26 protein-coding genes and 3 pseudogenes are annotated in these 24,721 nt (G+C 50.8%); 10 read left to right on the top strand and 19 right to left on the bottom strand.

The annotated features are described in order from the left end of the window. Position 1 precedes the first annotated feature (1 nt). The 8 genes from ACKI5T_RS06760 to ACKI5T_RS06795 are packed head-to-tail and all read right to left on the bottom strand — an operon-like array spanning position 2 to position 5,882. Entirely contained in the window at positions 2-532 is a 531-nt protein-coding gene (locus tag ACKI5T_RS06760; RefSeq protein ID WP_407436541.1) for a DUF3833 domain-containing protein, read from the bottom strand. Beyond that, a complete protein-coding gene (locus ACKI5T_RS06765) occupies positions 529-1,056 on the bottom strand; it encodes a hypothetical protein (protein WP_407436543.1) in 528 nt (175 codons plus the stop codon). The genes ACKI5T_RS06760 and ACKI5T_RS06765 overlap by 4 nt, the downstream gene beginning before the upstream one ends. Then, positions 1,041-1,538, bottom strand: coding sequence for a DUF2878 domain-containing protein (locus ACKI5T_RS06770; protein WP_407436545.1), 498 nt, complete (start codon positions 1,536-1,538; stop codon positions 1,041-1,043). Before ACKI5T_RS06770 ends, ACKI5T_RS06765 begins: the two co-directional genes overlap by 16 nt. After that, entirely contained in the window at positions 1,535-2,755 is a 1,221-nt protein-coding gene (locus ACKI5T_RS06775; protein ID WP_407436547.1) for a class I SAM-dependent methyltransferase, read from the bottom strand. Before ACKI5T_RS06775 ends, ACKI5T_RS06770 begins: the two co-directional genes overlap by 4 nt. After that, positions 2,752-3,474 (bottom strand): DUF1365 domain-containing protein, encoded by a 723-nt coding sequence (locus tag ACKI5T_RS06780; protein WP_407436549.1) that lies wholly within the window; start codon positions 3,472-3,474, stop codon positions 2,752-2,754. Before ACKI5T_RS06780 ends, ACKI5T_RS06775 begins: the two co-directional genes overlap by 4 nt. A gap of 1 nt (position 3,475) precedes the next feature. Next, a complete protein-coding gene (locus ACKI5T_RS06785; RefSeq protein WP_407436551.1) occupies positions 3,476-4,735 on the bottom strand; it encodes an NAD(P)/FAD-dependent oxidoreductase in 1,260 nt (419 codons plus the stop codon). Beyond that, a complete protein-coding gene (locus ACKI5T_RS06790; RefSeq protein WP_407436552.1) occupies positions 4,732-5,451 on the bottom strand; it encodes an SDR family NAD(P)-dependent oxidoreductase in 720 nt (239 codons plus the stop codon). The genes ACKI5T_RS06785 and ACKI5T_RS06790 overlap by 4 nt, the downstream gene beginning before the upstream one ends. Further along, positions 5,448-5,882 (bottom strand): nuclear transport factor 2 family protein, encoded by a 435-nt coding sequence (locus ACKI5T_RS06795; RefSeq protein ID WP_407436554.1) that lies wholly within the window; start codon positions 5,880-5,882, stop codon positions 5,448-5,450. The genes ACKI5T_RS06790 and ACKI5T_RS06795 overlap by 4 nt, the downstream gene beginning before the upstream one ends. Positions 5,883-6,205: 323 nt before the next feature. On the opposite strand from ACKI5T_RS06795, the gene ACKI5T_RS06800 reads away from it, so the two are divergent. Further along, on the top strand, positions 6,206-7,426 hold the full coding sequence (locus tag ACKI5T_RS06800; RefSeq protein ID WP_407436556.1) for an MFS transporter: 1,221 nt from the start codon (positions 6,206-6,208) through the stop codon (positions 7,424-7,426). Between the two features lie 368 nt (positions 7,427-7,794). Here ACKI5T_RS06800 and ACKI5T_RS06805 read toward each other — a convergent pair whose 3' ends face one another. The 6 genes and pseudogenes from ACKI5T_RS06805 to ACKI5T_RS06830 form a co-directional block, all read right to left on the bottom strand. Further along, positions 7,795-8,139: a GNAT family N-acetyltransferase gene (locus ACKI5T_RS06805; protein WP_407436557.1), complete on the bottom strand. Its 345-nt coding sequence runs from the start codon at positions 8,137-8,139 to the stop codon at positions 7,795-7,797. Next, a pseudogene (locus tag ACKI5T_RS06810) lies at positions 8,124-8,715 on the bottom strand (ATP-grasp fold amidoligase family protein); the annotation flags it as partial. The pseudogene ACKI5T_RS06810 and the gene ACKI5T_RS06805, both read right to left, overlap by 16 nt. Positions 8,716-8,822: 107 nt before the next feature. Continuing rightward, positions 8,823-9,611 carry a type I methionyl aminopeptidase gene (gene map / locus ACKI5T_RS06815; protein ID WP_407436559.1) on the bottom strand — a complete coding sequence of 263 codons (789 nt, stop codon included), beginning with the start codon at positions 9,609-9,611 and terminating at the stop codon, positions 8,823-8,825. After that, positions 9,592-9,810 carry a ParD-like family protein gene (locus tag ACKI5T_RS06820; RefSeq protein ID WP_012016898.1) on the bottom strand — a complete coding sequence of 73 codons (219 nt, stop codon included), beginning with the start codon at positions 9,808-9,810 and terminating at the stop codon, positions 9,592-9,594. The genes map and ACKI5T_RS06820 overlap by 20 nt, the downstream gene beginning before the upstream one ends. Positions 9,811-9,951: 141 nt before the next feature. After that, positions 9,952-10,428, bottom strand: coding sequence for a GNAT family N-acetyltransferase (locus ACKI5T_RS06825; protein WP_407436562.1), 477 nt, complete (start codon positions 10,426-10,428; stop codon positions 9,952-9,954). Between the two features lie 374 nt (positions 10,429-10,802). After that, positions 10,803-12,191, bottom strand: a complete 1,389-nt coding sequence (locus tag ACKI5T_RS06830; protein ID WP_407436564.1) for a M24 family metallopeptidase — start codon at positions 12,189-12,191, stop codon at positions 10,803-10,805. 417 nt (positions 12,192-12,608) lie between these two features. Between ACKI5T_RS06830 and ACKI5T_RS06835 the strand changes: the two genes are divergently transcribed. The 6 genes and pseudogenes from ACKI5T_RS06835 to ACKI5T_RS06860 all read left to right on the top strand — a co-directional run bounded on the left by ACKI5T_RS06835 (position 12,609) and on the right by ACKI5T_RS06860 (position 19,168). Continuing rightward, positions 12,609-13,364 carry an outer membrane protein OmpK gene (locus ACKI5T_RS06835; RefSeq protein WP_407436566.1) on the top strand — a complete coding sequence of 252 codons (756 nt, stop codon included), beginning with the start codon at positions 12,609-12,611 and terminating at the stop codon, positions 13,362-13,364. Positions 13,365-13,442: 78 nt separating this feature from the next. Then, complete coding sequence (locus ACKI5T_RS06840; RefSeq protein WP_407436568.1) at positions 13,443-14,891, top strand: sulfatase; 1,449 nt, start codon at positions 13,443-13,445, stop codon at positions 14,889-14,891. A 56-nt stretch (positions 14,892-14,947) separates the two neighbouring features. Next, positions 14,948-16,089: pseudogene (locus tag ACKI5T_RS06845) on the top strand (anaerobic sulfatase maturase). A gap of 69 nt (positions 16,090-16,158) precedes the next feature. Continuing rightward, positions 16,159-16,374, top strand: a pseudogene (locus tag ACKI5T_RS06850) (hypothetical protein); the annotation flags it as partial. A 42-nt stretch (positions 16,375-16,416) separates the two neighbouring features. Beyond that, positions 16,417-17,346 (top strand): hypothetical protein, encoded by a 930-nt coding sequence (locus ACKI5T_RS06855; protein ID WP_407436800.1) that lies wholly within the window; start codon positions 16,417-16,419, stop codon positions 17,344-17,346. 67 nt (positions 17,347-17,413) lie between these two features. Beyond that, positions 17,414-19,168: an aryl-sulfate sulfotransferase gene (locus ACKI5T_RS06860; RefSeq protein WP_407436570.1), complete on the top strand. Its 1,755-nt coding sequence runs from the start codon at positions 17,414-17,416 to the stop codon at positions 19,166-19,168. Between the two features lie 63 nt (positions 19,169-19,231). Here the strand turns inward: ACKI5T_RS06860 and ACKI5T_RS06865 are convergent, their stop codons facing one another. Next, the gene (locus ACKI5T_RS06865; protein ID WP_407436572.1) at positions 19,232-19,981 is read right to left on the bottom strand and encodes an SDR family oxidoreductase; all 750 of its coding nucleotides are present in this window, start codon (positions 19,979-19,981) and stop codon (positions 19,232-19,234) included. Positions 19,982-20,081: 100 nt separating this feature from the next. Here ACKI5T_RS06865 and ACKI5T_RS06870 point away from each other — a divergent pair, with 100 nt between their 5' ends. Then, positions 20,082-20,441, top strand: a complete 360-nt coding sequence (locus tag ACKI5T_RS06870; protein WP_012016908.1) for a helix-turn-helix domain-containing protein — start codon at positions 20,082-20,084, stop codon at positions 20,439-20,441. Here the strand turns inward: ACKI5T_RS06870 and ACKI5T_RS06875 are convergent, their stop codons facing one another. Both ACKI5T_RS06875 and ACKI5T_RS06880 read right to left on the bottom strand, forming a co-directional pair. Then, complete coding sequence (locus ACKI5T_RS06875) at positions 20,442-21,236, bottom strand: SDR family NAD(P)-dependent oxidoreductase (RefSeq protein WP_407436575.1); 795 nt, start codon at positions 21,234-21,236, stop codon at positions 20,442-20,444. A 149-nt stretch (positions 21,237-21,385) separates the two neighbouring features. Further along, positions 21,386-21,826, bottom strand: a complete 441-nt coding sequence (locus ACKI5T_RS06880) for a winged helix-turn-helix transcriptional regulator (protein WP_407436577.1) — start codon at positions 21,824-21,826, stop codon at positions 21,386-21,388. A gap of 147 nt (positions 21,827-21,973) precedes the next feature. On the opposite strand from ACKI5T_RS06880, the gene agp reads away from it, so the two are divergent. Further along, positions 21,974-23,215, top strand: coding sequence for a bifunctional glucose-1-phosphatase/inositol phosphatase (gene agp / locus ACKI5T_RS06885; RefSeq protein WP_407436579.1), 1,242 nt, complete (start codon positions 21,974-21,976; stop codon positions 23,213-23,215). 32 nt (positions 23,216-23,247) lie between these two features. On the opposite strand, the gene ACKI5T_RS06890 is transcribed toward agp, so the two are convergent. Then, the gene (locus ACKI5T_RS06890; protein WP_012016912.1) at positions 23,248-23,475 is read right to left on the bottom strand and encodes a YccJ family protein; all 228 of its coding nucleotides are present in this window, start codon (positions 23,473-23,475) and stop codon (positions 23,248-23,250) included. A gap of 19 nt (positions 23,476-23,494) precedes the next feature. Then, a complete protein-coding gene (wrbA, locus tag ACKI5T_RS06895) occupies positions 23,495-24,091 on the bottom strand; it encodes an NAD(P)H:quinone oxidoreductase (protein WP_059178377.1) in 597 nt (198 codons plus the stop codon). A gap of 396 nt (positions 24,092-24,487) precedes the next feature. Here wrbA and ACKI5T_RS06900 point away from each other — a divergent pair, with 396 nt between their 5' ends. After that, positions 24,488-24,661, top strand: a complete 174-nt coding sequence (locus tag ACKI5T_RS06900; protein ID WP_012016914.1) for a general stress protein — start codon at positions 24,488-24,490, stop codon at positions 24,659-24,661. Positions 24,662-24,721 lie beyond the last annotated feature (60 nt).

Raw genomic sequence — 24,721 nt, forward strand, 5'->3', positions numbered from 1 at the left:
GCTACGGCTCTTTTCGGGTGAAGAACAGCGTGACGGTTGCGACGGTGACGCCGAACTTTTTCATCTCTGTCTTGTTAAAAAGATGCGTGCCGTCCTGCAAGTACATCCAGTCATCGAAGTGCAGCAGCCAGGTTTTACCGTCCGCTTTCACGTTCATGCTGTAGCGCCAGTTAAAGGCGTTACCTGCTGCCTGCCCCGTTGCCACGCCTTCAATATCGCCCGCAGTCCCTTCGTAACGATCGGCGCTCACCCGCCGAATGTGCCATATCCGCTGCTGCTTCTCGCCATCGTCATAGACAAAATGTTCATTCAGCGTCAGCGTATCACCGATGACATCACCAGCAATCTCAACGTGAAAGCGACGCAACTGCTTGCCGCTGCGATCTTGTACCATGCCCCACGCCTCGGTTTTCCCCTGGAAATAGCGGAAGATATCGAGTGACGGCTGTTGGCTTCGATAATCGCTAATGTCCGCGCTACAGCCCGCCAGTAACATCATCAGGGCTGCGCCCAATGCCAGAATACGTTTCATTTTTTACCTCCGATTAACTGCTCACGCAGCGCGGGATATTGCGTATTGGGGTCAAGCCATATCGCCAAAAAATGGGTGCTAAAGGCTTCAGACTGGCGCGGACCGAGCGGGGTGAAGGTTTTTTGCGCCGCGGAGGCGCGATACCAGAACTGTCCCTGCCGATCGTTAAAAACAAATGCTAATTGGGTGCCTGGCACCACATCGGGCCAAAGCGATTGCAACATACGCAGCCAGGATTCACTCTGCGGTTCACGCGCCATAATGCCCAATGCCTGCCACTGGTCACGCGTGGCGTCGACCAAATCGTCGCGACTGATGTCACGTTTATAGGTAATGATCAGCGCCCGATTTTGCCCCGGCCCGGTGTAGATGCCGTCTGGTGTACGCAGCTGTGAGGTATAGACGGAAAAGGGTCCCCAGGTGAGCGTCGCATCGCCCACTTTGCGCCAGCTTAGCCAGTCGGCGGCATGGGTCACTGGCGTGATGATAACCAGCAACAGCAGCGCCATTAAAGCGGTTCGCATGGTCGTCTCCCCATCAGAATATGAAATAACAGCAGCAGGGTAAGCCACCCCAGGGCCATCCAACTGACGACGACAAAGGCCGGTTCCAGAAAAGTCATTGCGCCTAACCGTTCGCCAATGATGTACGCCACCGGGCCACCGAGGGTTCCCATCAGCGTGAGGATCCATCCCGGGAGCGTGGTTGTTCGGGTCAGATGGGTCCAGACGGTGGCGAACATCAGCCACAGCGCCATCATCCAAAGCGGTAACAATGCCTCCCCGTGAAAGTCGATCAACCCCGTCAACGCCCAGAGGGTATCCAGACCGCTGCCCATCACCGCCAGCAGTAACGCATAAAGCCGATGTGCAGGCGACAGCATCAGGAAGGCAAGAATCGCCAGAGCGAGCCACAGAAAAAGCCCGCGCTCGCGAAACAGCACCACCAGCGTCCAGTAAAGATCGAACGCAATCGCTATCAGAAACACCTGCACGTGGCGGTTCATACGCGCTCCGCAGTCAACTGCACCACGCTAATGGTGCGTGCATTAAATCCGGCTTCGCAGTAGGCAAAATAATAGAGCCACATTCGGCGGAAGCGTTCATCAAAGCCCAGCTTTTCAATATCCTGCCAGGCGTGGAGAAAACGTTGCCGCCAGTGAGCCAGCGTGCGCGCGTAATCGGGCCCCATGTCGAACAAATTGCGGACAACAAAATCCGTGTGGCGCGTCATCAGTTCGCTCATCGCGGTAATGCTCGGTAAAAATCCTCCGGGGAAGATATAACGCTGAATGAAATCAACGCTTTTGCTGTAGTCGCGATAGCGTTGATCCTGAATGGTAATGGCCTGAATCGCCATTTTGCCGCCCGGGCGCAGGCGTGCCTGGCAGGTGCTGAAGAACGCGGGCAGATAGCGTTGACCCACTGCTTCTATCATCTCGACCGACACCAGCTTGTCGTATTCCCCGGTCAAGTCGCGATAATCGCAGAGCAATACCTGAACCCGATCCTGCAATCCCGCGCGGGCGATCCGCTCTTTTGCCCAGGTGAATTGCTCCTGCGATAACGTGGTGGTGGTGACGCGACAGCCGTAGTGAAGCGCGGCGTATTCCGCCATCGCGCCCCAGCCGGTACCGATTTCCAGCAGATGATCGCTTGCGCTAAGGGACAGCTGTTCACACAGTCGCGCCATTTTTGCCTGTTGTGCGAGGGTCAGATCCTGCTCATCAGCGGTAAATAATGCGCTGGAGTAGAGCAGTTCCTGGTCGAGAAAGTGCGCATAAAACTCATTGCCGAGGTCGTAGTGGGCGGCGATATTTTCCCGTGCCTGATCGCGGTGGTTGCGACGCATCCAGTGGCGAAGGCGCTCAACGGGTTTGCCCAGCACGCGAAAACCGCTTTCAAGCCGCCCCAGCACGCTGCTGTTTAGCGCCAGCACCTGCAACAGCGATGTCAGGTCATGTGTTTCCCATTCCCCATCCATCCAGGCTTCGGCGGCGGCAAGGCTTCCGCCGGTCAGCAGTCGCCAGTAAACGTCCGGGGCCAAAATCTGCACTTCAGCGCGCAGCGCGGAAGACGAGTCGCCAAAATGGAAGGCCTGCGTCCCTTCTCGTACGGTAAGCGAGCCGCTGCTGATACCGCCTAAAAGGCGAAAGAGCAACCAGCGAGCGAGACGGACGTTGCGCGGAATATCGGGATCAAGCGCAAAGGCAGGATCGGTCATGAGCGTTCACTCCTGCTAACGGGGTGGTTGTGAAGAGGCACGCGCTTCAGCCATAGCCGCAGCGCTTGCCAGTAAATCGTCAGGACGGTTTTTAAGGTCATCAACGGAATACGCAACAGCAGGGATCGCAAAGCCGCGCGCGTAAGTGGCTCACGTTTCAGCATCAGCGTGGCGTCAAAGACCTTCGATTCCTGATGGTTTTCAATATGCATATGCAGCGTTTTATTGGGATTGTTAAAGCGCCAGTGATAGACCATGTCCATTGGGTTAAACGGTGAAACGTGAAACGCTTTTTCAATTGGGCGTGTCGTCTGGCCATCCACGGCATAGTAATGACGCTCATTCCACGGCGTGTTGCGTACCTCGGCCAGCACCCAGCGCAGGGTGTCAGTTGCGTCATAGCAATAGTAAAAATTGACCGGATTAAAGTGAAAGCCGAAGTAACGCAGCTGAGTCAGGAGCATCACGCGGCCATTGGGACGTTCACCGGTCAGGCTTTCAATACGGTTGAGCGCGCACTCTTTCAGCGGTGTGCCGAGAGGATAATCCGCATCGTAAAAGGCTGCGGCACCAAACCGGTTACGCCGGATCCCGACCGACGGCAGCGCATCGAGCTCATCGAGATCGATCCAGGCCATAAAAACGGTATAGCGAAAATGGTGCGCTTTAGGCTGGAGACGGCGATGGCGTAAAATCCCCTGATACAGGCAGCTGTTCATCTCAGTTTCCCTCTCCACAGGCAATGCCGTGCACCACATCAAGTGCGCTGCGAACGCCATCCTCATGAAACCCATTGTACCAGTAGGCTCCGCAATACCAGCTCCGCTGGTGGCCGTTAATCTCGTGGCGACGGGCCTGTGCGCGCCAGCTTTTCGGATTAAACAGCGGGTGCTCATAGACAAAACGTTTGAGGACATAGCGCTCGTCCACGGCGGTTTCGGGGTTAAGCGTGACGCAGAACAACGGGCTTCCGGGTGGCAATCCTTGCAAGATATTCATGTTGTAGGTGACGCACGCGCTAGCCTGATCGCGTTCGCTAAGGCGATAGTTCCAACTGGCCCAGGCGCGCTCGCGCACCGGCAGCCAGTGCGGATCGCTGTGCAAAACCACCTCATTACGCTGCCAGCCGATATTTCCCAGCACCTCGCGTTCAGCAGGGGTTGGGTCGTCAAGCATCGCCAGCGCCTGTGAGGAATGGCAGGCGAAGATCACCTGGTCAAAGGCATGGCTTGTTGCCTCCAGTTGAATCTTCACGCCCTTTTCATGACGGAATACCTGCTGCACTGGCGCGTTAAGATGCAGGGTCACGCGATCATCCAGTTGCGCCAGCATGGCGCGGAGATACTCTCGTGAGCCGCCCGGCACCACATACCACTGCGGACGATCGGTGATATCCAGCAGACCGTGATGTTCAAAGAAGCGTAAAAACAGCGGCAGCGGAAAACGACGCATCTCCTGAAGAGAGCACGACCAGATGGCGGCCCCCATCGGCAGGATGTAATGACGGGCAAAAAACGGGCTGAAGCCGTGCTGTTCCAGGAATGTCTGGAGCGTGGCGTTTTCGTCAACACGGCTTGCCAGCGCGGCTTTCGCCTCTCGGTTGAAGCGCGTGATGTCTTTCAGCAGACCCCAGAATCTGGGGTTGACCAGATTACGCCGCTGGGCAAAAAGCGACGTCAGGGTGTGCCCGTTGTATTCCAGACCGCTTTGCGGGTTGTGAACCGAGAAACTCATCTGGGTTTTTTGCCCGTGAATACCCAACTCGCTAAGCAGGCCCATAAAGCGGGGATAGGTGCGATCGTTGTAGACAATAAACCCGGTATCAATCGCATAGGTGCCTTGTGGCGTGGTGACATCGACCGTCGCGGTATGCCCGCCCGGCGTCGGTTCTGCCTCGAAAATCGTAACCTTATGATGCCCGGCCAGGCGCCACGCACAGGTCATTCCGGCAATGCCACTGCCAATAATTGCGATATTCATGAGCGCACCATCCGGCGCAGCAGGGCGCGTTGAAGAAAACCGGGTAAGCCTGCCAGCAGGCGTAAAATCAGACTGAAACCCGTGGGAAACGCGATGTGGTTTTTCCCTTTTGCCAGACCTCGACGGATTGCTTTCACGGCGCTGTCTACGCTGACCTGGCCGGGCATGGAGAAATCATTTTTGCGGGTGAGAGGCGTGTCGACAAAGCCTGGTGAGACTACCGTGACGGCAATTCCCTTCGGCTCCCAGTCCAGACGCAAACTCTCGGCAAACCACGTCAATGCCGCTTTTGACGCGCCATAGGCTTCTGCCCGAGGGAAGGGGAGCCAGTGCGCCATCGAGCTGACCAACACCACGCGGTTGCCCGCCACCAGCTGCGACTGCAGCGCCGCGATGCAGTTCACGGGCCCTAAAAAATTCGTGTTAATGACCCGTTCGACCAGCGCGGCATCCACGACACCGTTATCCAGGTACTCGCAGGTGCCCGCGCAGAGAATCACCAGATCGGCATGACATCCGGTCAGCGCCTGACGACAGGACGCTTTGTCCGTCATATCAAACAGACGAACCGTAATATTGGCGTTGTACTGATGCAGCGCTTCCAGCCGGGCTGGATCCCGGCCGCAGGCGATAACGTGACACCCTTCATCCGCCCAGGATTTTGCCAGCCCAGCCCCAATGCCAGAGCTTGCGCCAGTGATGAGGACAGTCATCATGAGCGCACCCTCCTTTTGACGCCACGCACCGCCCAGCCCAGCACGGGAAGATGTTCGTAGATCATCTCTCCGGCGTCGTAGTAGTCGCGTTGGCGAATAATCTGGTCGTCCTGCACGTCCACCACCGAGCACCCAGGCAGGGCAAGTTTCTCACCCCCGGAAATGCGCGGGTGAGACCAGTGCATGGTCCATGTCACGGCAAAACGGTCGGTGACGCAGAGTGGGGCATCAATAACAAAGCGGCAGTGATCCACATTCGCCAGCAGATGCGTGAAGTAACGCTGGAGCGCAAACAGCCCCTGATGCTCGCCGAATGGGTCGATGAGGGCTGCATCAGGATGATAGAGCGCCGCCAGCGCCGACGGCGGCTGGCTATCGAGCTCTGCGTAATAGTCCATAAATCGATTGATAACCGACGGCATAGTGCTCATGAGTCTCACCCTGACAGTAAATAACGTGACATAACTGCATACTTAAAACTTACACAAATACGATTATTTGTCCAAGTTTAGAATTGTATATTTTTTATTTTTGATGTTTATCAGCTGGTTGTGATTGATACTTTTAGTCGGAGTTTTGACGTTTTTTTAAAACGGCGTAGGCTGCACCGTTGAGGATGGCTTAACAGATCAGAATTTCGGAAGACATCTTATATTCATTGAACATCGATATATTCCATGATGTTTTGGGGTGGACGAATGCTGAGCATAAACCGTCGCGATCAGAGTCAATAACAACATTTAAGGCGAGAAATATGTCTCTTCGTTCACTGCAGGCGCTGTGCCTGACCAGTTTTTTTATTGCTGATGTGCGTGATGGTTTAGGTCCCTTTCTGGGGATATTTCTCACTGAACGTCACTGGCAACCTGATGAGGTGGGATTTTTAATGACAGCAGGCGGCATCGCAGGACTGCTGGCCACACTGCCTGCTGGATTTATCACTGACACCTCTAAAAATAAACGCGCTCTGCTGGCCGTACTTTGCGTGATGATCACCGTGAGCACTCTGCTGATTTGGTTCAGTCAAGGCGACGGTATCGCCGCGTTCTCCCAAATTATCAGCGGTGTCTGCGCTGCGTTTGTCGGCCCACTTATCACCGGTATTACGCTGGGTCTGACGGGGCAAAACGGATTTAGCGCCCAGATGGGCAAAAATGAAGCCTTTAACCATGCCGGGAATTTCTTAACGGCGTTGATCGGTGGCGGTATCGCCTGGTACTGGGGAATTGGCGGTATTTTCCTGTTGATGGCATGCACGACCGTACTGACTCTGTGCGCGCTGTTTGCCATTCGTAATAAGGACATTGATAACAATGCGGCGAGGGGACTGGCGTCGTCTGAAAATCAACCGATACCCAGCTTTTCAATACTGACCAAAAACACGGCGCTTCTCGTCACAGGCCTAACACTGTTGCTCTTTCACCTGGCAAATGCGGCGTTGTTACCGATGCTGAGCATGAGAAACGCCGGGATTTCCGGCGCGATGAATCCTGGTTTGTATGCCGCTATCACCGTGATCATTTCTCAGGCCGTGATGATCCCTGTAGCGCTCTGGGTGGCGTTGCGAATCGAGAGACACGGCTACTGGCGATTAATTATGCTCGCATTGCTCCTCATGCCAGTCAGAGCCGCCATGGCCGCGGCGACGGATACGCCGTTGATGATGGTGCCGGTACAGATCCTTGATGGCGTCGCGGCAGGGATATTGGGCGTGGCGGTGCCAGGTTTTATCGTGAAATTATTGCAGGGAAGTGGACATGTGAATGCGGGTCAGAGTGTGGTGATGCTCATGCAGGGGGCAGGGGCGTCATTGAGTCCCGCATTGACCGGGACAATTGCGGGTCACTACTCATTTTCTACGGCCTTCAGCGTGCTGAGTGTTATCGCACTTGCTGCGCTGCTTGTCTGGTGGCGATATGCGGACCTGCTCATGACATATTCCGCAGCGAGTCCAGTGAAGGTCGGTACAGACTAAACCGTATTATCTCCGTTATCGCGTGGAGCGGGTTTTGAGCATATTCAACTTCACATCGGGGGCATTTCGATTCGGGTCCTCCGATTTTTCTGCGTTTACGCCACACTCGGGGTGGCGTTGATAATTCCTCCACAATCGGTCCACTGAGTCTTGATAATCCACGGGTAAAATACAGGGAAAACGGGAGTTTTCCATGTGGTTCTTTCTGGAATATGTTAGCGCTACACTTCAAAAAATAGATTATAAAAGTGCCTGCATTATCGCAGGCGCGCTTTTAGGTTTTTTTATTCAAATAATTATCGTGGTGTTTCTCGATGCACGTTTAAATCGGAATGAACGAAAATAAATCCTCAATTAAGCAATAATGCTTAGAAAGTAATAACCTTGCCTGTCTTTGCAGTATCAGCCCATCTCAATTTATAGTCCCAATTTTTTTCATACATTCCTATTGAAAATACCATTTCTTTTTGTTGTAAGGTACATAAATCGCGAGCATCTTTAATGTTTGCCCACATTAATATACTGCCAGGGCTGTATTCTGAAAACTTGGGGTCTACGCCACCGTTTGGTACGTCAAAATATTCCATGCTATTACTGTTCGCACGCAGGACAAGATCAATGGCGCAAGGGGTATCGTCGAAGAATAATACGTTGCCGAAAATTAAATGCGGTAAGGCAGAAAATAATTCTTCAATCTTGCTTCTGGAAAACACGCGACGCCATGGAAACAATGTATTCTTAACATCTCTGGTGTACTGTTTTTAGCCTGTCCGGAAAATATATCGATAAACGGCTCGCACAGAATGACCGGCTTTATGGATTTATACTGCCACTCTCGGGTTGTATAATACATATTTTTTCTTGAGCGCCAGTTTAAGCCTGTTTAATGCTTTAACAGGATTGAATTTATTTCTGTCTTTACAGATTACAGCGCTGCCACTGTCATGATTACATTTCAAAACGAATTTTTCGGGCAATTGATTGAAATGGATATCTTCCACTCTGGTGTAGATGCCAATCAACGGTATCGTTTTGACCAACCGTGTGCGCGCATGGACATATTCCCGTACTGCCAGTTTATCAGCGAGTAAGGGATACAATTCGTTATGATCGAAGACAAGTCGGTGGCAAATCTTCTCATTCAGGGTTTCAGGTTTTATTAAATTGGAATGCCTTCCCGATATTTTATTCAGAGTGGCAGTATGATAATTCAGGTCTGTGATAAAAAACACCCGAGATTTTCTGATGAAATATTCGGTGTATTTCAATATGTAATTTACGTTGTTCATGGTTCCCCCTAAGCACAATGAACAGTGTGCCGGAGGATAATTGATTTATAGTGTTCGGATTATGGATGGTGTGTGGAGTCAGGGCGCTCCAGTGAGCGCCATCTTTCTTATACGATGTGGTCCGGAATAATCTCATCTTTTCGCAGCGTTAATACTTCAAAACCGTCTGCGGTCACAGCGATAGTATGTTCCCATTGGGCCGAGAGTTTTTTATCCCGGGTCACGACCGTCCAACCGTCTTTTTTGGTTTTTATTTTGCTGCTGCCCTGATTGACCATCGGTTCGATGGTAAAAACCATCCCTTCCTGCAACACTTCGCCCGTTCCGGGTGTACCATAGTGCAGCACCGTCGGTTCCTCATGCATCTCTTTGCCTATCCCGTGTCCACAATATTCCCTGACAACGCTATAGCCGCATTTTTCAACATGCGTCTGGATGGCATGCCCAACATCACCTAGCCTCGCACCCGGTTTTACCGCTTTAATACCGAGCCACATGGCTTCCCACGTTTTTTGGACCAACCGACGCGCAAGCGGAGAGACATCTCCGATGAGGTACATTTTGCTGGAATCCGCTATCAGGCCCTCTTTCTCCAGGGTGATATCGACATTGACGATAGCGCCAGATTTAAGGTGTTCGTTCGCTTTCGGGATGCCGTGACACACGACTTCATTCACCGAAGTATTCAGTACATAAGGATAATCGTATTGACCTTTGCTAGCGGGGCGGGACTGTAACGTATCAACAATAAATGCCTCTGCACGATGATTGATTTCCAGGGTGGTCACGCCCGGCACAATAAAGGTGTCCAGCATTTCGAATACGGAAGCAAGCAACGCGCCCGCATGGCGCTGTCGGGCGAGTTCATCAGCAGTTTTAATGGGAATTGATGGCATTGATCACCTCCATTAAACGGTCAGAGCCAGATTTCAGCATCATCATTTTGATTTGCTGATAGTTAAGCTCCGGGTAAAGCTCGCTCATCATTCCCAGGCGGATCCAATATTCGGCCTGCGCATTCACAGAACGTGACATGGCCTTACTGGCGTCACGGACATCTTCATGCAACAAATCAGAAATTTTAACAATACCCATAGCATGCACTCCGTTATGTTTTATATATAAAGCGTATATCTTTCGCAGGCGGATGTCATGGTGAATTTGGCAGCAGGTTAAGATCCTTTACGTCGAAAAGACGCCAGAAGCGGCGGAGGTAAGGTCTACCCGGAGGGAATATTAACCCGCTATCGTCTTGCTCATGTTAAATCCCGTGACCCCAAAACCCATGGCTTCGTAGACGTGGCGGGCACGGGCGTTGTCTCCAGCAACTCGCAGTCTGATATGTTCAAAATCCTGTTCCTGCAACATCTGTTCAAACGCGCGCAGCGCCTGTTTGCCCAGACCCTGTCCCTGGCACGCGTTGAAGATATGAAAATCGTAGATGAAGGCTGTGCGCGTAGCCGAATCCGGTTTGTACCACAGGTAGCCAATATGGCTGTCCAGTTCATCCTGTTGGATAAACAGACACAGCAAAACCTGCCCGGAGGTATTAACGCCATCAGGAAGATCGGTAGCGATTTCCTGTTTTGCTTTTGCAAGGGATTCATCAGCAGAAAGTCGATAATTCGAGGCAATTTCCTGTGCATAATCTGGAATGAAATAGTCCAGATAGCCTGAAAATTCCTTTTCATGCATAGGGCGGAGTACGATCATGGGAAATCCTTTTATTGCATCTGGCAGGATAAAATATCTTCCAGACCTGTGATTAATCATGGGAAATAATGCTCAGAGCGTTATCTTTAGCGACCTAAACAATAGCATAACCATGGCGATGATAATCATTGCCATCACTATACTGAGAGTGCGCATGACGGCCTGAACGGATAATAGCAAGTGTCTGAGGGTTCACGCTATGACACCTTCTTTTAGATGCCCACCGTATAGCTGGATGTCGGGTTTCGTTTGACGTTTTCACAGCGAATAAAGTCGAGGGAATATTGTGCGACTTACGTCCAATCAATCCTGCTCAACAGCAGGCCTCATTACGAGGCCTGAATCTTTGAGGACATCCCAAACCATTCATTCAATTAACAAGTAAATGACCTGTTTTTTGCGAGCAGGAACGGGCGAAGATAGGCCACGGTATTGGACAGCGGAATGACATCGTCGGTGAGGTGAATGTTTAAAACCTGACGGATGTATTCGCGGCGAGCGGTGATTCGCGCCCATAACTCAGGATAGAACGCCTGGATTTTCTGCACAAGCGCCTTATCCGCCAGAGCAATGCTCTCTTCGGCGCTCACGCCCGTATATCCGGGTACAGAGGGGATAATATCAATCTGCATAATCATGCCGCTTTTCAGTGTCTCAGCCGAATTTTTATAAATGGGGGACGACATCCACTCTTCATCAGCACTGAGATGACCTGGGTTCAGGTGCCAACCGTATTTTTCTTTGCTGAGGACATTCCCAATCAGATCGTACATTTCGCCACCGCGCATCCCTATTTTGATATTTTCAAGCCAGGTGGCGACAGCGCCAAAATAAGGTTTTGCGACTCTCTCAAGGTAGTCTTTTTGATTGTCAGGCAGTTCGCTTTCATCCGCGATAACAAACCCGGTACGGCTTGAAAGCCCGCCTTTAAAGCCCGTTGTCATCGACAGCGGTTGTCCGCGCTCCAGCGTTTTATAGGAAGGGTAAAAATTCGCTTTCTCGAAACGTTGGCCCGACGCTGCGATAGTCACGACCGTCTGGTATTGACCTTCAGCAGCCAGCAGAGCGCCCAGCTCGGTTTCCCGCAGGCCGGGTTCAACGGCGTTCATCGCATCGAGGATACAATTCGAGGCCAGATTGGCACCATATTCATAGTGCGCAATTTCGTTTTCGTTATTTGTAATTCTTGCGCCACGATCGCCCCGGATGAAAAGATGCGCGGCATTTTCCAGCACAGTGTTCGAAGCAATACTGTTCTTCACGGCGTCGACAATAAACCAGGGAATGTCGAAAAGGTGTTTATTATTCGCCGTTGTCGACGTAAACATTTTCCAGCCGACCAAACCGATTTTGGATATCGTGTTAAGGCCCGTTTCGATGAAAATCTCTTCGAGAGGGCGTTCGTGGTCCATCGGCTGATTAGGCAGTGAGAAATGGGGGCAATGCTGTAAAGTGGCCGGGATGCGGGAATAGTTTGCCATCTTGAGGTTTTCGTTACCCAGAATCAGTGTCACCTCACCGGTTTTTTTGACTATCAATAAACCCTCTTCGAAGCGCGGAACAAAACCCGTCAGGTACTCGAAATTCCCCCCATGCTCTTTATCTGCATAGATGATGAGCGCGTCATATCCTTCATCAATCATATGTGTCAGAACTTTATTTTTGCGCTCCAGCATCGTGGCGTCACTCAACATTACGGGGGCGACATCGATAAATTTTTTCGGGGATTCAGTAACCTGTAACTGGATAGTTTTTGAAAACATCGTTTACCTCTCGATTGCGTGATCGTCAGAATAAGTTCACACCCATCTTCAGCGTCTTAACAAACCCAGCTTGCCTCAAGGCGTAGACGCTGTATGTGCGATGCCTAAGGGCGTTGGGATTAACCGTTTCGTCAGCTTGCCACAAAACGACGATGAAAAGTCCCGTCGGTGGCGGATTTAACCAACAAAACGGTTAATGCGGGGTACAGATCGGATCGTGAAAGAAAATTGTGGATCAGCGATACGGTAAATCAATAGGTTAGTGGCGCAATAAACCCACATTCTGTGACCTCCTGGCTTGGCGCGTCCTGCCACAAAAAATGCGTGAAAATCATCACATTGGTCCCGAAGGTCTCTCATTACTATGTTGCCTGGAATGAGTATTAATCAGGGATACTGCATGGAGCAGGAATAATAATGAAAGACATACATTTCAAGAAAGCGTTACTCACACTCTCTATTTTATTTTCCTGCCAGGCGCATGCTCTGGAATTAAAAACCTCTTATGGGTCTATTAATGCGGGTTATGCTAACTGGAATACGGGATTTGAAAATACGCACCGAGGGGAAGTCTGGAAAGCAACTGCAGACTTTGGGGCGATATTTGATAAAGGGGAATTTTACTCATTTTATGAAAGCAACGTATTAAATCATGCCGTTGAAGGTCGAAACCATGTGCTTTCTGCACAGACCCATATTCGGTTATTCGATTCTGATTTCAGTTTTATGGGTAAACTCTACGGTCAGTTTGAAAATACGTGGGGTGATGAACTGAATATGATGTACGGATTAGGCTATTTAGGCTGGTCCGGTCCATCTGGTTTTTTTAAGCCCTATGTGGCATTGCATAATCTTTCAAATGACTATGTCTCCAGCAAATATGGTCAGGCCTCTGGTCTGAATGGATATGTCGTCGGCTGGACAAGCGCCTGGTTTTTCGATTTGTGGGGCGAAAAAATGGTGCTCTCCGACTGGAATGAATTTGAGTTGGATCGCAATGACGCATACGCCGAACAACAACACAGTAAAAACGGTATTAATGGCGGGTTGACCTTAACATGGAAATTTTACCCCCACTTTAAAGCCAGTGCTACATGGCGTTATTTCGATAACAAGTTAGGTTACGACGGTTTTGGCGACCAGTTGATTTATATGCTCGGTTACGATTTCTAAAATAAATAATAAGGAACGATAATGAGAAAGACAACGTTAGCGGTGTTTGTCAGCACGGTCATTGGCATGACAGGGGGAATGGGAAATGTTCTGGCGGCAGAGCAATCAGCGAACCAATTAAATAAGCCTAACGTCGTGATTATTTTAGCCGACGACCTGGGCTATGGCGATTTAGGCATATATGGGCATCCTATCGTTAAAACCCCGAATATCGATAAACTCGCGCAGGAAGGGGTGAGGTTTTCGCAATATTACGCACCTGCGCCACTGTGTTCGCCTTCACGTGCAGGTTTACTGACCGGGCGCACCCCCTTCAGAACGGGGATTCGATCCTGGATCCCGACCAATAAAAATATCGCACTGGGGCGTAACGAAAAGACCATAGCCAGTTACCTGAAAGACCAGGGTTACGACACGGCAATGATGGGGAAATGGCATCTTAATGCCGGTGTTGACCGCCACGATCAGCCCCAGGCTGAAGATGCAGGTTTCGACTATACGTTGGTCAATGCTGCTGGTTTTGTCACCAGCGATCTGGATAAGGCGAAAGAGCGTCCGCGTAATGGCGTGGTGTACCCTAATGGGTTTTATCGAAACGGTAAAGCGCTGGGGACCGTTAACCAAATCAGCGGTGAATTTGTCAGTCAGGAAGCCATTAACTGGCTAAACGATAAAAAAGATAACAAACCTTTCTTTATGTATGTGGCTTTCACAGAGGTCCATACGCCGCTGGCGTCACCCAAAAAATATCTCGAATTTTATAAAAATTATATGAGCGAGTATGAAAAGCAGCATCCCAATATGTTTTATGCCGACTGGGCGGATAAACCTTATCGTGGTCCGGGAGAATACTACGCCAATATCAGTTACATGGATGAACAAGTTGGTAGAGTTCTCGCAAAAATAAAATCAATGGGGCAAGAGGACAACACAATCGTTATCTTTACCAGTGATAACGGTCCTGTCACGCGTGAAGCGCGTAAATGGTACGAGCTCAATATGGCGGGTGAAACGGATGGCTTACGGGGCCGCAAAGATAATTTGTGGGAGGGAGGAATACGCGTACCAGCGATCATTAAATATGGTCAGCATTTACACGCCGGCACGGTAACCGACACGCCTGTAAGCGGCCTGGATATATTACCCACTCTTGCAGAGCTGACGCATTTTAACTTGCCGACCGATCGTATTATTGATGGGGAATCTATTGTGCCCGTACTTGAGGGACAAACGATGAACCGGCAGCAACCCTTGTTATTCGCGATTGATATGCCGTTCCAGGATGATCCGACGGATATGTGGGCACTACGCGACGGTGACTGGAAGATGATATTTGACCGCAATAGCAAACCTAAATATCTCTATAACCTCAAGCTGGATCGTGGCGAGACAATGAATCAACTGGGTAAACAACCCGTGCTGGAGCAAAAAATGATAGCCGCGTTAGCACGTTATCAGTCCAGTATTGAAAATGATTCACTTATGAAGGCCAGAGGCGATAAACCGACACCAGTAGACTGGAACTAAAGGATTTTCATGGCCTTGTGATGAATTTCATGAGGCCATGATACAAGGGAGTTAAAATGAAAAGTTGCCATGTCATGGTCAAACCTACCGGTGCGACATGCAATCTTGCCTGCGATTACTGTTTTTATCTGGAAAAAGCACAGCTTTATCCAGAACGAAAAACCCGCACTATGAATGATGAAACACTGACAAGATTTATTAGCCAGCATATTGCTGCTCAGGAAACCGATGAGGTTATTTTCGCCTGGCAGGGCGGTGAACCGACGCTGGCGGGTTTAGCGTTTTTCCAACGCGCAGTGGCATTGCAAAAACAATTCTCGCAAGGTAAGACGATCCTGAACACCTTTCAGACCAACGGGCTTCTTCTGAATGATGATTGGTGTCGTTTCTTCTATCAGCACAATTTTCTGATTGGTATTTCGATAGACGGCGATGCGGTTCTGCACGATGCTTTTCGTAAAACTGTTTCTGGGAAACCCACCCATCAGCGCGTTGTGGAAGCGGTCGATTTACTTAAAAAATACAAGGTGCAGTTTAATACACTGACGGTGGTTAATGCCCTCAATAGTCAGTATCCTATCCGGGTGTATGAATTTCTAAAAAGTTTAGGCAGCCATCATATGTTATTCCCCTGCTGGAAACCACAACCGAAGGGGTAAATGAACGCAGCGTGACGCCGTCGAGTTTTGGTATTTTTCTGAAAACGATATTTTATCACTGGATACGTCGCGATATTGGCGTAATAGAAATTCCCTTTTTTGAACATACGTTTGCCGCATGGTGTGGTTTACCGCCGCTGACGTGTGTGTTTTCCCCGACGTGCGGCAACGCTTTTGCGCTGGAACAAAATGGTGATCTCTATCAGTGTGACCATTTCGTGAATAGCGCACATTTACTGGGTAACATTCAGCACAGCACGATCGATGAAATGTTGGACTGCGATGCCAGCCGTCAATTTGGACAAAATAAACAACCGGCGGCACCCGAATGCCTGCACTGCAACGTTAAATTCGCGTGCCACGGGGGATGCCCAAAAGATCGTATTTCTCTCTCTTCACGAGGTATCGCTGAGCTCAATTATTTTTGTAGCAGCTACCAGACCTTTTTTAGATATACCGAGCCTTATATGCTGATGATGAAATCTCTTCTCGATGAAGGATATTCGCCGTCAGATATTCGTCATACATTGTGCGAATAGAGACTAAATACAATGAATCAATGGGAACATGTCAATTGTTGCAAAAACGTATAGTGTTCCTTTTTTGGTGTGATTAACACGGTACATTATCAATTTATCGGACAAAATGGATTATGCCCGGGATGTGGGGATATTTTCCCGGTCATATCACCATCAGCGCTGAGTGCGTTTAATCAGCAAAGTAATAAATTCTATCCACAGGTATTACTATATTGCCCGACGTGTGGGCAGGGCGATGCGCTGATTCGTCACGGACGCGGACCCGGTGGCGCGCAACGCTGGCGTTGTCGTACCTGTAATAGCTCATTTACGGATGAATCAACCCTCATGAAGGATATTTCAGGACAGCAGCCACTCGTAGAGTGCATTGCCGCCGGGGGAGATTTCACGTTATTAGGAGAAAAAAGCCAGACATTAAGTCGCCATTTAATGCGGCTGGCATTTTCAGCCAGAGTGGAACAAGTTCATCTGCCGACAGGCTCATTGAGCGGAGAATATTCGACCATCACGTTTACCGTAGAATTTAATGGCAGTCACAATAAACTTTTCGTTATTGCTACGGCTGACAATAAAACAGGATGTGTGATCGCGGTTTCAACCAACTACGTGGCGCTCAAGAACGGTATTTCTCCGGAATGGTGGTATCCGTCAATGCCCGCCGAAAGCGGTGTTTCCCCCATTCTTGTGAGAAAAGTGTTTGATAAGGACAGAGTCATTAGTCGACGACCTTTTTTGTTTGATATTGCGTACGGTCCCGCCAATGTTCGGTCGAATGACCCCGGCACCATTGTCAAACCGGTTCTTGCCGCTTATCGCCATTTTGCACTGGTACATGCATTGACTCATCATCGTTTGCTGTCGGTTCATCACTGGCTGGAGCACGAGTGCTTTATTTACGGGGCGTGCTTAATGGCCAATCGTGTGGATATCGCACAGCAGCGCTGCGGCATTAGTTTTGTCTATGAGGAGGGGTCCTTAGATGCAACACAACGCCTGCGCAGTGAGACGGTGAGATCGGATATTGTCTGGCGTGATACATGGAATTGTTATTCACAGAGAAATTACAATCTTGCTGTCTGTCATCTTACCGGCAAAACAAACCGGCCGTCATTTCGCCAGGCAACACTCAAGCCCGCACGCGCATTTCAGGAATATCTTTTCAGACACCCTATTTGGCCGCAGTTAACCCGGCTCGCACCGCGTAATGTTGTGCATCTGCTGGAATATCTGGCGGCAGAATATAACCGGGGACGGTAATAAATACACTCAGGATCCGGTTAGTACGTCCAGCTCCATAAATCATATATTAATAAGGAAATAGATTATGACGCTCTCTCATGTCAATGCTGCGCCCGCTCCCCGTCCGTCAATTGCTCAGGGGATTAATCCTGACGATCCTATTGTGGTGAGCCATAACCAGATTTACAGCGCTTTAATGGAACAAGTGACGACTTCGCATACCCAGGATAATGCCCTCGTATTTTTGGATCCCTTCACCACGTCACCGTTAAGTTTTTATATTGGCCTGTGGTCTGATGCCAGCGATACGGCAACCATTAGCGTATCTGACGCACAGGGTAAATTCCCTATCTTGACGTTCTCCCAACCTGTTGTGGCGGGTGCGAATTTAATTCCCGCTGCCGGATTACTGCCTGGCATTCAAAATAAGATTACGGTGATTTCTGCATCAGGCTCAACGCTTTTACCGTTAATTGAAACCGCGCCTTTACCTCCGACCGATGCTGAAGTCAGCGATCCAACCGACCCCGCCAACTATAATTTATTCCCGCAGATTACGGTTAATTCACTCGCAGCCGATGAATCACTCCTTGCTGACGGCATTTATTTTCTCTCGTATTTTGATCGTAATAATCTTGCGCTGGATAACAAAGGGAATGTGCGCTGGTATACGGTAAAATCGATGCCGTCGAATAATTTATTGCGTCTGGCAAATGGGCATTTCGTGTCTTCCGCTGTCGCTCAAAGCGGTTATCTGAAGATGTATGAATTCGATATGGTTGGCCGCGTTCATACCATGTACGATCTTGATAACGCCTGTCATCATTCGTTATATCAGCAGTCTTCCACCTACACCTATAAAGGCGTGAATAACTGTTTGGTTGCCGCATCGGAATATATGCCGGGCTCGCGGCCTGACGGCGGACTCAGCATTGAGGATGGCGTATCCATCATCAGTCTCGAAACCGGCGAGGAGATTGATTACTACGATATGGTGCAGGTTTTAGGGTTGAGTCGCGCAACCCGTCCATCTAACCCACCGGATACGGCCGGTGGCACGCTTGACTGGCTGCATATTAACCAGGCGTATATCAACGAAACGAATAATATATTGATCACATCCGGTCGTAATCAGAGTGCTGTCTTTGGCCTGAAAGTGGGGACATACGACCTGAGCTTCATTATGGGGACTCACGGTGACTGGCCTGAAGAACTGAGCCGTTATTTGCTGACACCTTTGAGAGCCGACGGGACGCCATACGACCTTACCGATCCTCAACAGGCGCAAGAAGCGGATGCCGTGTTCTGGAACTGGGGTCAACACAATGTACTGGAAATCCCCAATGCGACGCCGGGCATCATTGATATTTCGCTGTTCAATAACAGCAATTATCGCTCACGATCTGACGCCAATAGCGTGTTGCCGCAGGACAATGAGAGCCGAATTGGCCACTACCGCATTAATCTGAATACCATGACGGTACAAATGCTGGCTGAGTACGCCTCTGGCGCAGAGGGCTACAGCAGCTTGTGCGGCTGTAAGCAGGAAATGCCCAACGGGAATATCGTCGTCAGCTTCGGCGGCGCGCTGTTCGACAGCAACGGACTGCCGCTCACCTGCGATCCGGGCTACAGCGATGTGGCTTTAGAGCCAGGAAACGGTAATGTGGAAGGGCGGCTGCCGCTTCGTGAAATGAATGCAGAGGGCGTAATTCTGCAGGATATTACGATCAGCTCAGGGCTTTATAGAAATATCGGAAATATACCGCCCTCACAGACCGGATTTTATCGCTATAACATCACGTGCTTCCGCATGTATAAACTGCCGCTATTTGGCTAATGTTTTTACGGGTCGTTATTGACCGTGCCAATGGAAAAGGGGAGTGATGCTCCCCTTTGATGACTACAAGCTCCCCGTGCCGCCATCGACCAGCAGGTCTGTGCCCACCGTATAACTCGACTCATCGGATGCCAGATACAGCGCGGCTTTTGCCAGCTCGTTAGGTGTTCCCATCCGTCCCAATGGAACCAGATTGATGATGTCACCCTGCATGGCTTTTTGCGCGTCTTCGCTCAGGCCAAGCTTGTTCATCGCCGGGGTTTCCACCGGACCCGGGCTTAAGCCATTGACGCGAATTCCGCGCGGTAACAGTTCCGCCGACAGCGTGCGCGCAAGTGACAGTAAACCGGCTTTGCTGGCCGAGTAAACGCTGCTGGTAGGCAACCCAATCCGCGCGCTGACGGACCCGCACAGGATCACGGACGACGGATTATTCAACAGCGGCAGTAGCGCCTGAATTAAAAAGAACGGGCCTTTAAGGTTGATGTCCATCAGGCGATCCCAGGCATCTTCACGCCACTCTTCGATGAGTCCGTGCGTCACATTTCCGGCGTTGATAAACACCGCATCCAGCCGTGGCCAGCGGGCAGCTATCGTATCTGCCAGCTGCTTTTGCGCCGCAATGTCGCCTGCATCAGCAGGGATCACCCAGGCACTATCACCCAAAATTCGCTTCGCCTCGGCGAGTGTTTCCGGGTTGCGTCCTGTGACTGCAACGTGGGCCCCCTCGGCGATAAACTCCTGCGCTGTCGCCAGCCCAATCCCGGTGGTGCCACCGGTAATCAGGGTGTATTTACCTGCTAAACGACTCATACTGTTCTCCTGAAATGTCACTGGAGAAAGCACTATAGAAACGTTAGTATCCAAAAGAAACCAGGTACCATTTGGATACTAACGAGGCGAACGGTGTGCTATGGCGGAAACACTTGAACTGTGCTGTGAAAAAAAATCTGCGACCGAATCCTGCCCGATGACGCAGTTCGTCAGCCTGATCTCAGGAAAATGGGCGATACCCATTCTTTACCGACTGATTGTGCTCAACGCACCCGTGCGATTTGGCGAGTTGCTGCGCGCAGCAGCGCCTATCACGCAAAAAGAGCTGACCAAACAGCTACGTTTATTTGAACAGCGCGGGCTGGTCTCACGCACGATATTCCCCGAGATCCCGCCGCGCGTGGAATATCAAATCACGCCGCTGGGGCTGACGCTTCAAGGGGCGCTCTCGCCGCTGGCCGCCTGGATGCAGGAATACGGCGGACAGCTGGAGCACTGATTAGCGTTTGAAATAACGTGGGGCCGGAACGCCTGTGCGGGCGCTGCTAAACAGCTCCAGTCGAGCCTGTTCATAACGTTCCCAGAGCTGCACATCATGCATAGGCGGAATCGTTATCAGTTCGCCCTGATCGAGCCCCGCAAGCGCTGCATCCACCATATTGTCGGTGGTCATGACCGAACCTTCCGGCAGATCGTTTATCGACACACCGGAAATCTCCCAGATCTCCGTGGCGGTGGCGGCAGGTAACACGGCCTGAATGCGGATCTCGCTTTCGGCAAACTCTTCCTGCAAACCGCGGGTGAAATTCAGAACCCAGGCTTTCGTGGCGCTATACAGCGCGCTGCCAGCGCGGGCGTGCAGAGACAACACCGACGCAATATTAATCAGCGTACCGCGATTATTGTGTGCCAGACGCGGCAAAATGGCGTAAGTCAGACGCATTAGCGCGGTGGTATTGAGGGTGTTGATCGTCTGATGTTGTGTAATATCGCCCGCCAGGAACGGGGCCATTTGCGCGGTTCCTGCGTTGTTGACGAGCGTGTCGATCGCCGCGTTGCTCTGAAGGACCTCTTCTACGGCGCGGATGCCTGCCTCTTCGGTCAGATCCGCGACCAGTATTTCGACCGCGACGCTATAGCGTTCGCGCAACTTGGCTGCCAGCGTTTGTAACCGTGATTCGCGACGGGCGACCAACACTAAATCATAGCCGCGAGCGGCAAGACGATCGGCGTAAACGGCGCCAATCCCGGATGAAGCGCCTGTAATCAATGCGGTAGCGTGTTGGGTCGTCATGATGTGTCGCCTCGAAGCAGAGTGGATTAATTGGTTTCAATATGAAACTTAATTAAGGTTGGGCTAATTGGTTTTATAATGCAACCAAATTGCGCGAAATATTTTCCTTCTGCTTCACGCGGTGACACTAACTGTTTGAAACAGCCCGATTAAGGGAGTTTTGTCACCACATCCTCGGGAGACAATTCTCGTCCGTCGTTCGACACGATGGTCAGCCTGCGCAGCGGCCGGCGATTTTGCGCATCCACCAGAACACTGCCAAACTCATTGTCAGCAAACAGGAAATCATTTCCCCATTGCGACAGCGCAACCAGCACGGTTTGCAGGGCGCGACCTTTTTCGGTCAGAACATATTCCTGCCAGGCGCTGCCGTCGGAGGCGGGTTGCAGCACGAGAATGCCTTCTTCCACCAGCTGTTTGAGACGTGAGGCAAGCATATTTTTGGCAATCCCGAGGCTTTTCTGGAATTCGCCGAAGCGTTTGAGACCGCGCAGGGCATCGCGAACAATCAGCAACGACCACCAGTCGCCGATGATATCCAGCGAGCGGGCGACAGGGCAGGTGCTTTCTTCAAGACGGGTTCGTTTCACGGTGGCTCCTTCATTGTTAGTTTTATTATAAAACCATTTTGTGTCGCCGTAAAAAGAGTTATCTATCAGTTTGAGAAATGGTTCCCGGAAATATGTCATAAATCTGTCACACTCAAATCGACCATAACAAGACGTGAGGAAGTAGGGATGAGAAAAGCACTACTGGCAATCGCAGTGGCAGGATCGGTGATGATGACTTCTGGCGTACAGGCGCAAACCGCCCCGGAAGGCTATCAGTTGCAACAGGTCTTGATCATGAGCCGCCACAATCTGCGCGCACCGCTGGCCAATAACGGCAGCGTCCTTGAACAGTCAACGCCCAACAAATGGCCAGAATGGGAAGTGCCGGGCGGACAACTCACCACCAAGGGCGGCGTGCTCGAAGTGTATATGGGTCATTACATGCGTGAATGGTTGGCAGAGCAGGGGATGGTGACGACGGGGGAATGTCCACCGGCCAACGCGGTCTATACCTATGCCAACAGCCTGCAACGCACCGTTGCTACCGCGCAGTTCTTTATCACCGGCGCGTTCCCTGGCTGTGATGTCCCGGTCCATCATCAGGAAAAAATGGGCACCATGGACCCGACCTTTAACCCGGTGATTACCGATAACTCGCCTGAATTCCGCGAAAAAGCATTAAAAGCGATGGAAACTGAGCGGCAAGGCATGAAGCTTGATGAAAGCTACAAGCTGCTGGAGCAGATGACGAATTTTGCCAACTCTCCGTCCTGCAAAGAGAAAAAAGTCTGTTCTCTGACCGAGGCAAAAGACACATTTAGCGCGGAATACGAAAAAGAGCCGGGCGTTTCTGGTCCGCTGAAAGTGGGCAATTCGCTGGTGGATGCTTTTACCCTGCAATATTACGAAGGGTTCCCGCTGGACCAGGTGGCCTGGGGCGAAATCAAAACCGATCAGCAGTGGCGCGTGCTGTCACAGCTGAAAAATGGCTATCAGGATTCGCTGTTCACCTCGACTGAAGTCGCGCGTAACGTCGCTAAACCGCTGGTGAAATACATTGATAATGCGCTGGTGACCGATCAGGCAAAAGCACCCAAAATTACGGTGCTGGTGGGGCATGATTCCAATATCGCCTCGTTGCTGACTGCGCTGGATTTCAAGCCGTATCAACTTCATGACCAGCACGAGCGCACGCCGATTGGCGGGAAAATCGTCTTCCAGCGCTGGCATGACAAGAACGCAAATCGCGAACTGATGAAAATTGAGTATGTGTATCAAAGCTCAGAGCAGTTACGTAACGCCGATGTGCTGTCCCTGAAATCACCCGCCCAGCGCGTGACGCTTGAGCTGAAAGGGTGCCCAATCGATGCCAACGGTTTCTGTCCTATTGATCAATTCAATACGCTGATGAACGACGCGGCAAAATAAGAGTAAACCCCCCGCCCAGGCGGGGGGAACGATCAGACGTTTTTACGTTCGATGGTTTGCTCGCCCCAGAACAGCGAGTCTTTGTCCGTTTTTTCGAAGGCGCGCACCAGCACTTCATCATTACCTTCTTCCCAAATTTTCTCCGCCAGTTTTTCGTCGTATTCCGCGACTTCAAAGATGGCCTCCGCAATTTCTGGAGAGGTATTCCGTAGACTTGCCCACTCACCGACGTGATGAGCTTTAGATTGTTGAGTTGGCATGCATGTCCTCCTGTTGGGGTTAACCGTTCAGTTTTTTGGCGAGACCCGCGACGTGTTCACCCTGGAAACGCGCAATAGCCAGCTCTTCCTGGCTCGGCTGACGTGAACCGTCACCGCCTGCAATCGTCGTTGCGCCGTAAGGCGTACCGCCGCGAACCGCCGAAACATCAAACAACTCTTGTGCCCCGTAGCCAATCGGCACAATCACCATCCCGTGATGCGCAAGCGTTGTCCAGGTTGAGGTGATGGTCTGTTCCTGGCCGCCGCCGGTGCCGGTTGAGCTAAAGACGCTGGCGAGTTTGCCGTACAGCGCGCCCGATGCCCACAGGCCGCCGGTTTGATCGAGGAACGTCCGCATTTGACCAGACATATTGCCGAAACGGGTTGGCGTACCAAAAATAATCGCATCATAGTCAGCCAGCTCTTGTGGCGTCGCTTGCGGGGCATTCTGCGTTTTACCGCCGGCTTTCAGGAACGCTTCCGCATTCATGGTTTCAGGAACGCGCTTTATCACCACCTCAACGCCATCAACTTTATTCGCACCTTCCGCAATGGCGTGAGCCATGGTTTCGATGTGTCCGTACATGGAATAATAGAGCACCAGAACTTTAGCCATCTTGCACTACTCCTCGTTTAGGGTTGCTGGCAGCGAATCGCTGCGTTCATTTAAAGATATGACGTCACAGGCAGACTGCAAATCTGAAAGCCATTTCTTTGATTTATAACAATATATTTAAGATTTTTCTTTGTAGCAAAATGAAACATTTTTACGGGATCGTCTTTTATGAATGATAAGAGAAACTTATGGATGTGGTCCCCGAAATCTCACCCGAATGGCTGATATCATGTTGCAGAATATTACCGTTCACTGGCTGGCCTGGTGCATTCCGCTAAGCTTAGTTTCACGCGGCGCAGACAGATGAAAAGGTGCTGGCCTGACGTCGCCAGGTGAAAGAATTCTCTTTTACTGAATGCAGTATGATGTCTAATGTTTACACTCTGGAGGTTAGAGATGGCAAACCATCGTGGTGGGTCAGGTAATTTCGCTGAAGACCGTGACAGAGCATCAGAAGCAGGTCGTAAAGGTGGCCAGCAGAGCGGGGGGAACTTCAAAAATGATCCTCAGCGCGCATCCGAAGCTGGCAAAAAAGGGGGTAAAAATAGTCATGGGAGTAACAAAAGTTAGCGCGTTGTCTCCCCATTTCAGCGTCCGATAAGCTGAAATATCCCCCTGCCGCCGGGTCTC

The sequence above is a fragment of the Lelliottia sp. genome (genome assembly GCF_045627565.1).
Classification (GTDB): Bacteria; Pseudomonadota; Gammaproteobacteria; order Enterobacterales; family Enterobacteriaceae; genus Enterobacter.